Source organism: Rhizobium sp. 01L419 (assembly GCF_056400025.1).
Map to the genome: position 1 here is coordinate 25423 of NZ_JBFTSM010000011.1, position 12592 is coordinate 38014.

General features: G+C 63.1%; 11 protein-coding genes. 2 read left to right on the forward strand and 9 right to left on the reverse strand.

The window, feature by feature from the left end:
- Window position 1: 1 nt before the first annotated feature.
- The 3 genes from AC1DUP_RS21315 to AC1DUP_RS21325 all read right to left on the reverse strand — a co-directional run bounded on the left by AC1DUP_RS21315 (window position 2) and on the right by AC1DUP_RS21325 (window position 3071).
- Entirely contained in the window at window positions 2–958 is a 957-nt protein-coding gene (locus AC1DUP_RS21315) for an ABC transporter permease (protein ID WP_113297352.1), read from the reverse strand.
- Window positions 955–1974 (reverse strand): ABC transporter permease, encoded by a 1020-nt coding sequence (locus AC1DUP_RS21320; RefSeq protein ID WP_113310492.1) that lies wholly within the window; start codon window positions 1972–1974, stop codon window positions 955–957. The genes AC1DUP_RS21315 and AC1DUP_RS21320 overlap by 4 nt, the downstream gene beginning before the upstream one ends.
- Before the next feature lie 71 nt (window positions 1975–2045).
- Window positions 2046–3071, reverse strand: a complete 1026-nt coding sequence (locus AC1DUP_RS21325; protein WP_113310491.1) for a sugar ABC transporter substrate-binding protein — start codon at window positions 3069–3071, stop codon at window positions 2046–2048.
- Between the two features lie 151 nt (window positions 3072–3222).
- On the opposite strand from AC1DUP_RS21325, the gene AC1DUP_RS21330 reads away from it, so the two are divergent.
- Both AC1DUP_RS21330 and AC1DUP_RS21335 read left to right on the forward strand, forming a co-directional pair.
- On the forward strand, window positions 3223–4212 hold the full coding sequence (locus AC1DUP_RS21330) for an alpha/beta hydrolase (RefSeq protein ID WP_477834243.1): 990 nt from the start codon (window positions 3223–3225) through the stop codon (window positions 4210–4212).
- The gene (locus AC1DUP_RS21335; RefSeq protein ID WP_113310489.1) at window positions 4184–5200 is read left to right on the forward strand and encodes a GntR family transcriptional regulator; all 1017 of its coding nucleotides are present in this window, start codon (window positions 4184–4186) and stop codon (window positions 5198–5200) included. The genes AC1DUP_RS21330 and AC1DUP_RS21335 overlap by 29 nt, the downstream gene beginning before the upstream one ends.
- A gap of 22 nt (window positions 5201–5222) precedes the next feature.
- On the opposite strand, the gene AC1DUP_RS21340 is transcribed toward AC1DUP_RS21335, so the two are convergent.
- From AC1DUP_RS21340 to AC1DUP_RS21365, 6 genes are read right to left on the reverse strand one after another with little or no spacing between them, the layout of a single operon-like run.
- Window positions 5223–6518, reverse strand: coding sequence for an amidohydrolase family protein (locus AC1DUP_RS21340; protein WP_113310488.1), 1296 nt, complete (start codon window positions 6516–6518; stop codon window positions 5223–5225).
- Window positions 6519–6555: 37 nt separating this feature from the next.
- Complete coding sequence (locus AC1DUP_RS21345) at window positions 6556–7500, reverse strand: ABC transporter permease (protein WP_477834246.1); 945 nt, start codon at window positions 7498–7500, stop codon at window positions 6556–6558.
- Window positions 7497–8546 carry an ABC transporter permease gene (locus AC1DUP_RS21350; RefSeq protein WP_113310486.1) on the reverse strand — a complete coding sequence of 350 codons (1050 nt, stop codon included), beginning with the start codon at window positions 8544–8546 and terminating at the stop codon, window positions 7497–7499. The genes AC1DUP_RS21345 and AC1DUP_RS21350 overlap by 4 nt, the downstream gene beginning before the upstream one ends.
- Window positions 8536–10062 carry an ABC transporter ATP-binding protein gene (locus tag AC1DUP_RS21355; RefSeq protein ID WP_477834495.1) on the reverse strand — a complete coding sequence of 509 codons (1527 nt, stop codon included), beginning with the start codon at window positions 10060–10062 and terminating at the stop codon, window positions 8536–8538. The genes AC1DUP_RS21350 and AC1DUP_RS21355 overlap by 11 nt, the downstream gene beginning before the upstream one ends.
- Window positions 10062–11510: an amidase gene (locus tag AC1DUP_RS21360; RefSeq protein WP_477834248.1), complete on the reverse strand. Its 1449-nt coding sequence runs from the start codon at window positions 11508–11510 to the stop codon at window positions 10062–10064. Before AC1DUP_RS21360 ends, AC1DUP_RS21355 begins: the two co-directional genes overlap by 1 nt.
- Before the next feature lie 12 nt (window positions 11511–11522).
- On the reverse strand, window positions 11523–12509 hold the full coding sequence (locus AC1DUP_RS21365) for a BMP family protein (protein ID WP_025668957.1): 987 nt from the start codon (window positions 12507–12509) through the stop codon (window positions 11523–11525).
- Between the last annotated feature and the right edge of the window lie 83 nt (window positions 12510–12592).

Sequence of the window (12592 nt, forward strand, 5' to 3'; positions counted from 1 at the left end):
CTCAATCCTCCCCGACCCGGACCGCGCGGTAGCGATTGACCCAGACGGCGGCAAGGATCAGCGCGCCAAGCAGGAAGGTGACCCAGTAAGGATCGACCGCCAGCAGCACCATGGCATTCTGGATCAACCCCACCAGCAACACAGCGATGAGGGTGCCGACAATAGAGATCGAGCCGCCGGCCAAGCTTGCACCGCCGATGATCGGCGCCGCAAAGGAAATCACCACCCAGTCAGCCCCGATCGTCGGCTGCGCCGAGCCGAGCTGGGCGACGGCGAGCACACCGGCGGCTGCGGCCAGCAGGCCGGAAAGCACATGCGCCATGATCGTGGCGCGGGCAACGGAAATGCCCGAGAGTTCCGCCGCATGGGCATTGCCGCCGACCGCCAGCATGTAGCGTCCCTCGACCGTGCGGGCAAAGAAGATGATGAGCAGCACGGTCACCACCAGCGGCACAATGAGCAGCAGCGGGAAGGGGCCGAGGCGTCCGTTGCCGAAGGCGACGAAGGCCGGCGAGAGATTGTAGAAGGGGATGGCCTTGGTAATGCCGAGATTGATGCCGGCAAAGGCCGAGCCGGTCGCGAGTGTGACGATGAAACCATTGATGCCGGTTCGCACCGTCAGCCAGCCATTGATAAAACCGGCAAGGCCGCCGAAGGCGATGCCGACAATGATAGCAACGATGGCCGGCAGACCCCAGACATCCATCAGCCCACCGGTCACGACCGCGACAAGCCCGCCGAGGGCCCCGACGGAAAGGTTCATCTGGCCGACGCCCAGCATGACCATCTGGCTGAAGGCGACGAGCAGCGATACGCAGATGCTGCGCAGCATGACGAACCAGTTGAATTCCGTCATGAAGGCGGGGGAGGCGAAGGCGAGCGCGATGCCGCCGGCGATGACGCCGACCAGGATGCCGGACCATTGTGTCCTTGCGGCAAGGGAAATCAGCGTCTTCATGCGCGCCTCGTCTGTTCGCGGATTGCGAGCTTCGTCCGGTAGCGCTCGAAAAGGATCGCCGAGAGCAGGAAGATGCCGAGGAAGAGCTGCAGCCAGAAATTCCCGACCTGCAGCACCAGCAGGCCGCTCCGGATGGTTGCGACCAGCATTGCCCCGAGGATCGTACCAACCACCGACACCATTCCGCCGGCAAGCGCGGTGCCGCCGATGACCGGGGCAAGGAAAGAGGGCAGCAGCCAGTCGTCGCCGGCAACGCCTGGCATGGCCGCTGACAGTCGTGACGTCAGCATCAAGGCTGCCGCCGCGGAAAGCATTCCCGAGAGCACATGTACGAAGATGGTAATCCGTCCAACGGGGATGCCCGACATTTCCGCCGTGCGCGCATTGGCGCCGACGGCCAGGATCTGCCGGCCGAGCACAGTATGCTTGAAGAGGATGTAGAGCAGGGCGCCGATCAAAAGTGCGACGACCGCCAGCGACGGCACCGGACCGATGCTGCTGCGGCCGAAAGCGCCGAAACTCGCCGGCAAACCGTTCAGTGGCACGCCCTTGGTGAAGATCAGCATGCCGCCGGAAAACAGGCTGGCGCTGGCGAGCGTGACGATGAAGCTGTTGACGCCGGTCTTGACGATCGCGAGCCCGTTCAGCGCGCCGAGAAGGCCGCCGAAGGCAAGCGTCAGGATGATCGCAATCGGAATGGGAAGGCCTGCCGTCTGCATCAGGTAGCCCGCAGCCATGACGGAGCAGACGCCGATCGCGCCAACGGAAAGGTTCATGCCGCCGGTCACCAGCACCACCATCTGCGCGAAACCGACGACGACATCGATCGCGACCGAGCGTCCCATGGAATTCAAGTTGAAGCGCGACAGAAAGCCCGGCGCCAGGCTGGTGAAGACGGCCCACAGGATCAGGAGGATGATCAACAGGCCAAGCTGCGCCGGCCCCCTGGTCAGCAATCCGAGCAGACTGTGTCTGCCTGCATCGGGGACGGGGCTATCATTGTCGATGGGTGCCATGCGCTGGGATGACCGGTCTCGTGGAACAGGAGTAATTAGGCGCGGGGCGGATTCGACCCGCGCCGCTCTCGTTACTTGCAGGAGAGGTAGGTGTCCTTGAAACTTCCCTGCAGCTTCTTCGTCAGCGCCTTCAGATCGTCCTTGTAGCTGGCGACGTTCTTTTCTGAGATCAGCAGCGTGCCGGAATCGACAAAATGCGCCGTCTGCGGTGTGGCGATCCACGGGGCGTCCGCCTTCACGCTGCAGCCTGCGGCCATCTGGTCGAGTACATAGGCGCCGATATAAGCCTGGCCATAGGGGTTCTGCGCCATGGTGCCGGCGACGAAACCGTCGCGGATGCCATCAAGAATGATCTTGTCATCGTCGATGCCGACAAGCTTGATCTTCTTGTCGCCAAGGTTCTTGAGCGCGGTCGCGGCCACCACCGAGGAGATATAGCCGGTGGCGATCAACCCGTTGATCTTGTCCTTCTGCGCGGCAAGCAGGGCATTGATCTTCTGGTCGCCCTGTTCTTGGCTGTCGGTATCACCGACCGTCTGCAACAGGGTGACGGCACCATTCGTCTCGCCGACAGCCTTCTCGACCGCCTTGACGCGCAGCGTCGTGTTCGGGTCGACCAGCAGGCCCGCCAGATGAACGATCGTGCCCTTGCCACCCATGGCCTCGATCAGCGCCTTGGTACCGAGATAGGCCGACTGCGAAACATCGGTCGCCAGGCAAAGACCGACATCGGTCGGATCCTGCGCGCAGCCGCCAAGTGCCACCGAGGGAATGCCGTTGCTCTTCATTTCCGACAAAATGGCGTTGACGCCGACTGCGTCACCCGGAAATACGCCGAAGCCATTGGTGCCCTGTGCCGCAAGGCTTTCCAGAAGCTCGGTCTGCGCCTCCAGCTTCCATTCGCTCGGCACTTTGTATTCGACTGCAGCGATGCCGAAATCCTTGGCGGCATCGGCGACAGCCTGTTCCCAGGGCGCGAAATAGGGGTGTGGACCGCCCGGAACCAGGGCGATCTTGTTGTCCGAGGCGAAAGCGCTGAGCGGCGCGACTGCCACGGAGCATGCAAGGCCTGCAGCAATGAAACTGCGAATTGTCATGACATCCTCCCGTTTTGGGCAAGTCCGGTCCTCTTCCAGCATTGCCATGTCCAATCGCTAACACGATCGAATATCGCATGCAATATTCGATTATTGACTTTCTTGTCATCTTCCCTTTCCATCACGCCGGGCAATCGGCGAGGAGGAGTTAATGGAGCGGCAAGAGAACCGGTCGCGTGTCGACCGATCGAGGCTTCTGCCGGAATATAGGACCCTGCTGGAGGAGCAGGATGCGCTGGGCGGGCCGGCGATGGAAACGCTCACGCCGCAACAGGCGCGCGCCGATTCCGAAACCCGGCTTGCCCTTCATTGGGGCGCGAAGGATGTGGTCTCCGGCATTGAGGATCTGGAGATTACAAGCGGCGACATCAGGCTGAAGGCGCGGCTCTACCGTGTGGCCGGCACCGCGTGGACCATCCTGTTCTTCCATGGCGGCGGCTGGATGGTCGGCAGCATCGAGACCCATGACGGGCCGGTTCGCACGCTCGCCAATGCCGCCCATGCCAATGTGCTGTCTGTCGAATACCGCAAGGCGCCGGAAGCGCCGTTTCCCGCGGCCTGCGAGGACTCCGAGGCGGCACTTCTCTGGCTTCAGGGAAATGGCGGAGCGCTTGCTCTCGATGCAGGCAAAGTGATCCTCGCTGGCGACAGCGCCGGCGCCAGCCTTTGCGCATCGCTGGCGATCCGGGCGCGCGATCTCGCCATCCCGCTTGCCGGGCAGGTTTTGATTTATCCGGCTACCGATCTCTCCGGCGTGACTGGAAGCCGCCAGAAATTCGCAAGCGGTTTTTCCCTCCAACAGTCGACGATGATCTGGTTTGCGGAACATTATCTTTCGGGCGGCATGCTACCCTCCGACCCTCGCGTCTCGCCGCTACTCGCCAGTGATCTTTCGCGCCTGGCACCAACCCTGCTGATCACCGCTGACCACGATCCGCTGCGCGACGAGGGCCGCGCTTATGCACAGCGCTTGATTGCCGCCGGAAATGACGTCTGTTACGAGGAATGGCAGGGAACCATCCATGGTTTCTTCATCATGGATCGCGCAGGCAAGACCGCCCGCAAGCTGATCGGGCGCATAGGGGAATGGGCAAAGAGCCTTTGGGACAGACATGACGATGGCGAGCGGAGTGGAGGCTGAAACCGCCGCCACGGCTGTGCGGTCCGAACCTATCTATCTGACGATCTACCAGGTTCTTCGCGATCATCTGGAGCGGGGCGCGCTCGCGCCCGGCCTCATTCTCGGTCAGGCGAATATCGCGCGTGCCTTCAATGTCAGCCGCATCCCGGCCGGTATCGCGCTGGCGCGGCTTCTGTCGGAAGGCCTGATCCAGACCTTCCAAGGGCGCGGTTATATCGTGCCGGGCGGCGAGCCGCAGCGCGGCGACCTTTTTGCCGCGGGTCTCGATCTGCCACGTTCGGTCACTGTGCCCGTCATCAACCGCCGGGAGCAGATCTATCCGGAAGTCGAACATGCCGTTGCCGTCTGTCTTGCCTATGGCCGTTTCCTGTTGAACGAGACAGCACTTGCCCAGCACTACGACGTCAGCCGCACCATCGCCCATGAGGTGCTGACGCAGCTGGAGCGCAGCGGCATCATCGAGCAGGACAGCAATAACCGCTGGTATGCCGGCCCGCTCAGCGCCAAGGTGTTCCGCTACCACTACGACATGCGCCGCCTGCTGGAGCCGGAAGCCCTGCGCCAGGCTTATGCCGCTCTGGATAAGGCAGCCCTTGAGGAGCGGCGGCAGAGGCTGAAGTCTCTCGGCCCCTATCCGCAGGTGCCGGAAAAGCTTGAGCGGGCCGAAGCCGACCTGCATCTCGACTCCCTCGCGCCCTGTCCCAACACCGTGCTTCTTTCGGCCGTGCGCCGCAGCCAGCGCGTGCTCATCGCTACGCACTCGACCTTCGCCAATTTCCGCACCGAAGAGGAAATTTCGACAATGATCGCTGAGCATACGCGTGTCTATGACGCGCTGCTGGCCGGCGATATCGAGGGGGCCTGCGCGGCACTTGCAGATCACCTGCGCCGGGCGCTGGATCCCAATCTGAAGATCCTCCAGCACTTGCCCGTCATGCCCTCAGGGCTGACGCCACCCTATCTGATCCAGGTCAAGGGCGAGCGCTGAACGCACGCACCCAAGAATAGGTCTAGGCGCCGGGGACGATCGGCGCATAGGCGGCCCCGTCAACCGTTGCCGGGCGCCCGGCAAGATGCAGTTCAGCAATCCGCGGAGCCGAACGCGCGATGACCTTGCCGCGGCGGATGACGGTCAGCCGGTTCGCCTTCAGCCTGAGCGCTTCCACCGGATCGCGCGCCTGCAGGATGACGAGATCGGCATTCCTGCCCTTTTCCAGGCCGTAGCCTTCAAGCCCCATGGTTTTGGCGGAGTTGACGGTCAGCGCGTCGAAGATCTTCTTCTTGTCGTCGATACCCGCCATTTGCGCGACATGGATCGCCATATGGCCGACCTCCAGCATGTCGCCGGAGCCCATGGAGTACCAGGGGTCCATCACGCAGTCATGGCCGAAGGAGACGTTGAGGCCGGCTTCCATTAGTTCGCGCACCCGCGTCATGCCGCGCCGCTTCGGATAGGTGTCGTGCCGGCCCTGCAGCATGATGTTGATCAATGGATTGGGGATGACGTTGATTTGAGCCTCCGCCATCAGCGGAATGAGCTTGGAGACGTAATAATTGTCCATCGAATGCATGGAGGTCAGGTGCGAGCCGGCGACCCGGCCCTGCAGGCCGAAACGCACCGTTTCGGCGGCGAGTGTCTCGATATGGCGGGACATCGGATCGTCGGTTTCATCGCAATGCATGTCGACGGGCAGGCCACGATCGGCAGCGATACGGCAAAGAGCCGCGACCGACGCCGCACCATCGGCCATGGTGCGCTCGAAATGCGGAATGCCGCCGACGATGTCGAGGCCCATGTCCAGCGCACGGTTCAACGCCTCGACGCCCTCAGGCGCACGATAGTAGCCATCCTGCGGAAAGGCGACGAGCTGCAGGTCGATATAGGGGGCTACCCGCTCGCGCACCTCGATCAGTGCTTCAGCAGTCACCAGTCTGGGATCGCTGGTATCGACATGGCTGCGGATGGCGAGAAGCCCCTGCGAAACGGCGAGGTCGCAATAGCGCAACGCCCGCTCCACCAAGGCTTCGCGCGTCAGGGCCGGCCGCAGTTCACCCCAGAGCGCAATCCCTTCAAGCAGCGTGCCGGAGCGGTTCATGCGCGGCAGGCCAAGCGAGAGCGTTGCATCCATATGAAAATGCGGATCGACGAAGGGCGGGCTGACAAGGCGGCCGCTCGCATCGATCTCCTCGCCGGCCTCGGCCTCGATCCTGAAAGCGACGTCGGCGATCCTGCCTTTTTCTATGGCGATATCGATGCCGCTGCGGCCGTCGGGAAGATTTGCGTTTTTGATGATCAGGTCAAACATGGCGGCACCGGTCTGTTGAGGTTTCTGGACATGGCGATCAGCGCTCGCCGCGGCGATAGGGCTGCATGAGCGCCTGCGGTACGCGGGCACGCCGCGCCATCACGGCAAGGGCTGCAATCGACAGGAGATAGGGCGTCATCAGGAAAAGCTGATAGGGCACGACCCCTCCAAGCACCGTCTGCAGTCTCAGCTGAAAGGCATCGAAGAAGGCAAAGAGCAGGGCGCCGAAGAGGGCCCGGCCCGGTCGCCAGGAGGCGAAGACGACGAGTGCGATGGAAATCCAGCCGCGTCCCTGGACCATGGTCGGGAAGAAGCTGTTGAAGGCTGCGAGCGTCAGGAAGGCGCCGCCGACCGCCATCAAGGCGCTGCCGGCAATGATTGCGCCATAGCGGATCCGGATCGGGTCGATGCCCTGCGCTTCTGCTGCATGCGGGTTTTCGCCCGTCATGCGGATCGTCAGCCCAAGTGGGGTTCGAAAGATCAGATAGCCCATCGCAAGCGCCAGGAAGATCGCCAGATAAGTCGGCGCCGTCTGTGCAAAGAGGGCCGAGCCAAGGAAGGGCAGGCCGGAGAGAAGCGGGATGTCGAGCGGCTGGAAGGGCACGATCGTCGGTGGCGTGCCGGCAAGCGGCACGACCAGGCGGAAGATGAAATAGCTGAGGCTGGAGGCAAAGAGCGTGATGCCGAGGCCGGTGACATGTTGTGACAAGCCGAGCGTCACCGTCAGAAGCGCATGCAGCAGACCGAAGACCGCACCGGCGAAGGCCGCGACCACAAGGCCGGTCCAGAGATCGGCGCCGTGGAAGACCGCAAGCCAGCCGATCATTGCCCCAAAGGTCATGATGCCTTCGATGCCGAGATTGAGCACGCCCGCCCTTTCGCAGAGCAGCGCGCCGAGCGTGCCGAAGATCAGCGGGGTCGCGATGCGCAGCACGGCGGCCCAGAGGCCCGCGGATGAGACAATGTCGATGAGAGCCATCATCTGCGGATCCTGTATTGGGTGAAGAACAGGGCAATAAGCATGGTGAGCAGCGAGACGGCCACCGTCACGTCGGCGATATAGGTCGGTATGCCGAGTGCCCGGCTCATTCCGTCGGCGCCGACGAACATCGTAGCGGTGAAGAGGGCGGCGAAGATCACGCCGATCGGGTGCAGGTTGGCGAGCATGGCGACGATGATGCCGGAATAGCCGAAGCCGGGCGACAGATCGGTCGTCACATAGCCCTTCACACCCATCACCTCGATTGCACCGGCAAGTCCGGCGAGCCCGCCGGAAAGGCAGGCAACCTTCACCAGCGTCATGCCGAGCGGCACGCCGGCAAAGACGGCGCCGGCTGGATTGAGGCCGGCTGCGCGCGAGCGCAGGCCGAAGACCGTTCGCGACTGCAGGAGATGCACGGCAAGCGCGATGACGATGGCGATGACGAAGCCGACATGCAGCCGCGAGCGCGCTACCAGCTTCGGCAACAGCGCATGATCGCTGACCGGCGTGGATTGCGGCCAGCCGAAGGCGAGCGGATCCTTCAACACGCCGTCGATCAGCATGGAAACGAAGAGCAGGGCGACGAAATTCAAAAGCAGGCTGGTCACCACCTCATCGACGGAAAATCGCAGCCGCAGCCAGAGCGGCACGAGGATCAGCACCATGCCGGCGATGGCTCCCGCTATCAGCAAGGTGGGGATGAGAAGAATTGCGGGCAGTCCCGCCAGCAATTTGGAGCCGAGTGCCGCAACCGCAATGGCGCCAAGATAGAACTGGCCTTCGGCACCGATATTCCAGAGCCGGGCGCGGAAGGCGACGGCTGCCGCAAGGCCGGTCAGCATCAGGGGTGTGGCCCGCGTCAGCGTCTCCGTTGCCGAGAGCCGCGTGCCGAAGGCGCCGGTGAGGATACGCCAATAGGCCTCGAAGACGGGCGCGCCGGCAAGCGCGATCAGGATACCGGCAATAGCAAGCGCTGCGATGACGGCAGCAACAGGTGCCCCCACGACCAGATAGAGCGGGCGGTGATCGCGGCGTTCAAGACGCATTCTGGGCCTCGGACGTCCATTCGCCTGACATCATCAGGCCAAGTTTTCTGGGATCGGCAGTCTCGGCATCGATCGGCGGCGACAGACGCCCTTTGACGATGGCCTGGATACGATCGGCAAGGCCGATCACCTCGTCCAGATCCTCCGAAATCAGAAGCACGGCGGTACCCTCCTTGCGTGCCTGCAATATCCTCGCGTGGACGGCGGCGACGGCGCCCTCGTCGAGCCCGCGCGTCGGCTGCGCCGCAATCAGAATCTTCGGCCTGTCATGCAGGTTGCGGCCGAGGATGAGCTTCTGCATGTTGCCGCCCGACAGCAGTCGCGTGCGTGTCGCCGGTCCGCCGCCGCGGATATCGAATTCCGCGATGATCTCCTGGGCGAAGGCCATGCCGGCCTTGCGGTCGACCAGCCCGTGACGGGAAAAGCGCGGAGCGGCAATGCGCTCCAGCACGGCATTTTCCCAGACGGCGAGTTCGCCGATCGCGCCTTCCTTGTTACGATCTTCGGGGATACGGCCGATGCCGGCATCAATCAGGCTTTCGACGCCGATCTCGGTGACCGGCTGTCCGAACAGAAGGATATCGCCGCTGCTCCAGCCGGCAAGTCCGCTGACGAGATGGCTAAGCGTCGCCTGGCCGTTGCCGGAGACGCCGATGATGCCGAGCGTTTCGCCGGCATGGAGCCGCAAGCTGATATCCGTCAGCCGCTCCTGGCCGCCGTCGTAAACAGTGACGCCGGCGGCTTCGAAGACGACGGCACCTGGCGTTGACGCCTCGCGCACCGGGCGTGTCACCCGCCTACCGACCATGAGTTCGGCAAGTTCGGACTTGCTGGTCTCGCCAGTCAGCCGTTCGGCGACGACCTTTCCGCCGCGCAGCACGACGACGCGGTCAGCTGCGCTGATCACCTCGTCCAGCTTGTGCGAGATAAAGATCAGCGACAGTCCCTGCCGGGCCATTTCCCGAAGCGTCCGGAAGAGGCGTTCCGCCTCGATATTGGTGAGCACCGCCGTCGGCTCGTCGAGGATCAGGATACGGGCGTCGTTATAGAGCGCCTTGAGGATTTCGACCCGCTGCTGTTCGCCGACCGAGAGATCGCCGAGCCTGGCATCGGGATTGACGTCGAGGCCGAAGCGGGTGGCGATGGAGAGAAGCTTGGCGCGGCCAGCGGTTTTCTCAGACTTCCAGGACCAGAGCTTTTCCGTTCCCGTCATGACGTTTTCGATCACCGTCAGGTTCGGCGCCAGAGAGAAATGCTGGTGCACCATGCCGATGCCGGCGCGGATCGCCGCTCGCGGGCGGCCGGCCGGCAATTCCTTGCCCTCGATATGGATCGTTCCGGTATCCGGCACATAATGGCCGAAGAGGATGCTCATCAATGTCGTCTTGCCGGCGCCGTTTTCGCCGAGCAGCGCCAGCACCTCGCCCTTGGCGAGGCTTAGCGAAATATCCTCATTGGCCTGGATGGCGCCAAAGCGCTTACTGATGCCGGCAAGCTGAAGCACCGGAGCTGATATCATGGGACAAGTCCCGCAATGGCATGGGGATGGATCCAACGTTGCTCCGCTTCCAGCCGCGAGGCAAGCGCAAGCAACATCGGTTCACCGCCCATCGGCGCCAGTAGCTGAAGGGGAAGCGGCATTCCGCCTGCATCGTGTCCGTAGGGCAGGGTCAGCGCCGGAAAGCCGGATATATTGGCAAGGCAGGCGAGCGGCGCAAAGCGCGCCATGCGGTTCAGATGCAGCGCCGTGTCCTGATGATCGGTCGGAAAGAAGCCGATCGGCGGCGGTGCTGTCGCCAGCATCGGTGTGAGCAGGCAGTCGATGCCGTCAAACAGCCGCCAGAGGTCATGGCTGACATGCGGCATAGAGCTGAGGCTCTGCCAGAGCGCGGTTGGCGCAAGTGCTTTCCCACGCGCAGCAAAGGCGGCCGTCAGCGGCTCTGCCTTCGAAAGGTCGAGATGCAGGCTTTCAACGAGCCATGCCAGATTGATCGAAATGATATCTGAAAAAATGGCGGCACTGGCAGTAACGCTCGCCGCAAGCCGCTGCCAGTCGACGGTGATGATCTCATGCCCGTCTTCCTCGAGGCTGCGGGCTGCGGCTTCGATGGCTTCCTGCCGTGACGCGTCGGTCGGGAAATCGCTGCCGGTCTCTGTCAAAAGGCCGATGCGCAGGCAGGTCTTTTCGCTTTTGTCGAGAGCCGGTTCCGCATAGGGACCGGCGGATTTTCCGCGCAGGACGTCAAAGATCGCGCCTGCATCGCGAATGGAACGACAGACTGCAAGCTCGCTGGCGATGCCGCCGAGATGATTGCCGAAACCCGGACCGCCGGGAATGGCGCCGCGACTGGCTTTCAGGCCGACGAGCCCGCAACAGGCAGCCGGAACGCGGATCGAGCCGCCGGCATCCGTTGCATGGGCAATCGCGACGATACCGGCTGCGACGGCGGCAGCCGCACCGCCGGAAGATCCGCCCGCCGTGCGGGAGGGATCGAGCGGATTGCGGCAGACCGGCCCGCGGGCCGGCTCGCTCGCAAGGGAGAGGCCCACTTCCGGACTGGTGGTGAGGCCGAACAGGCTGAAACCGGCCTGCCGGAAGCGCGCCGCCAGATCGGAATCGGCTGACGCATCGAGCAGTCCGTCGAAAAGCCGCGAGCCGGCACGAACGGCAAGCCCCTTGAACGGACCGCCGAGATCCTTGGCGAGCGTCGGCACGCCGGCAAAGCGCCTGATGAAAAAAGCCTCGGGATTGTCGTTGAATTCGTGGTCGAGCGCTGTGGCATTCGCCATGCCCAGCGCTTCGTCGAGATGACAGAGGGCACCAAGCGCCGCGTTGGCTCTGGCAGCTGAAATCGCCTGCTCCATCGCCTCGGCACAGCTAAGTGCACCGGTCCCGATCCGGGCGGCGAGCGCTATCGCGTCGCCGCCCGGTATCGAACCCTTGCCTGCATCAGTCCCGTCCATGTGACTGCCGGCTTATTTAGGCTCCTCGGGCATGATAGGCACTTCGAAGGCTCCGGACTTGATGGCGGCGCGCTTGGCTTCCATCGCCGCTTCGGCTTCTGCCGGTGCGACGCCCTTGACGTAGACGATATCGCTGCCGCCTTCCTTCATCAGGCCGAAGCGCGTGTAGTTGTTGCCGGTCGGCTTGCCGGCTTTCACATCGGCGATCGCGGCATTGAGGATCGGACGGAAGCCCCAGATGGCGTTGGCAAAAACGGTGTCCGGATAACGCGGCGTATAATCGATCAGCGAGCCGACGGACTTGATGCCGCGCTCCTTGGCGGCATCCGCCGTGCCGATACGTTCGCCGAACAGGATGTCGGCGCCGGCATCGATCTGGGCGAGGCCCGCTTCGCGCGCCTTCGGCGGGTCGAAGAAGGTGCCGATGAAGGCGACCAGATGTTTGGCATCCGGGCGGACTTCCTTCACGCCGGCCGCAAAGGCATTCATCAGCATATTGACCTCAGGGATCGGCAGCGCGCCGACCGAACCGACGATGCCTGACTTCGTCATCTTGCCGGCCAGCATGCCGGCGAGATAGGCGCCGTCATGGTTCCAGGTGCCGAAGACGCCGAAATTGTCGCCCGATGCTTCGCCGCTCGAACCCAGCATGAAAGCGGTTTTCGGATAGTCGGCGGCAACCTGTCGGGCTTCACGCTCGACGGCATAGGCTTCGCCGACGATCAGAGCGGAGCCCTGCTCGGCATATTCGCGCATGGCGCGCGGATAGTCGGTGCCCGAAACGCCTTCGGAGAAGACATAGTCGATCACGCCTTCGGAAGCAGCATCCTGCAGCGCTTTGTGCAGACAGGAATTCCAGGCATTTTCCACCGGCGAGGCATGGATGCCGGCAACTTTAAGTTTTTCCTGCGCCCAGAGCTTCGGTGCAAAGGCGGTCGCGCCGAGTGCCATGCCGGAGGCGAGCACCGTACGACGGGAGATAGTGATCTGATTTTTCATGAGTTCCCCTCTTTTTTACCAGATGGATAAAACTCTATGGATCGCCCAAAATTGTGTCAAGTAATGCTGCTGCGCAAAAACTA

Excerpts from the sequence above, each read along its gene's own strand:
- AC1DUP_RS21345 (WP_477834246.1), bottom strand. The coding sequence starts at position 7,500 with ATGATGGCTCTCATCGACATTGTCTCATCCGCGGGCCTCTGGGCCGCC.
- AC1DUP_RS21315 (WP_113297352.1), bottom strand. The coding sequence starts at position 958 with ATGAAGACGCTGATTTCCCTTGCCGCAAGGACACAATGGTCCGGCATC.
- AC1DUP_RS21335 (WP_113310489.1), top strand. The coding sequence starts at position 4,184 with ATGACGATGGCGAGCGGAGTGGAGGCTGAAACCGCCGCCACGGCTGTG.
- AC1DUP_RS21325 (WP_113310491.1), bottom strand. The coding sequence starts at position 3,071 with ATGACAATTCGCAGTTTCATTGCTGCAGGCCTTGCATGCTCCGTGGCA.
- AC1DUP_RS21365 (WP_025668957.1), bottom strand. The coding sequence starts at position 12,509 with ATGAAAAATCAGATCACTATCTCCCGTCGTACGGTGCTCGCCTCCGGC.
- AC1DUP_RS21350 (WP_113310486.1), bottom strand. The coding sequence starts at position 8,546 with ATGCGTCTTGAACGCCGCGATCACCGCCCGCTCTATCTGGTCGTGGGG.
- AC1DUP_RS21320 (WP_113310492.1), bottom strand. The coding sequence starts at position 1,974 with ATGGCACCCATCGACAATGATAGCCCCGTCCCCGATGCAGGCAGACAC.
- AC1DUP_RS21330 (WP_477834243.1), top strand. The coding sequence starts at position 3,223 with ATGGAGCGGCAAGAGAACCGGTCGCGTGTCGACCGATCGAGGCTTCTG.
- AC1DUP_RS21340 (WP_113310488.1), bottom strand. The coding sequence starts at position 6,518 with ATGTTTGACCTGATCATCAAAAACGCAAATCTTCCCGACGGCCGCAGC.
- AC1DUP_RS21360 (WP_477834248.1), bottom strand. The coding sequence starts at position 11,510 with ATGGACGGGACTGATGCAGGCAAGGGTTCGATACCGGGCGGCGACGCG.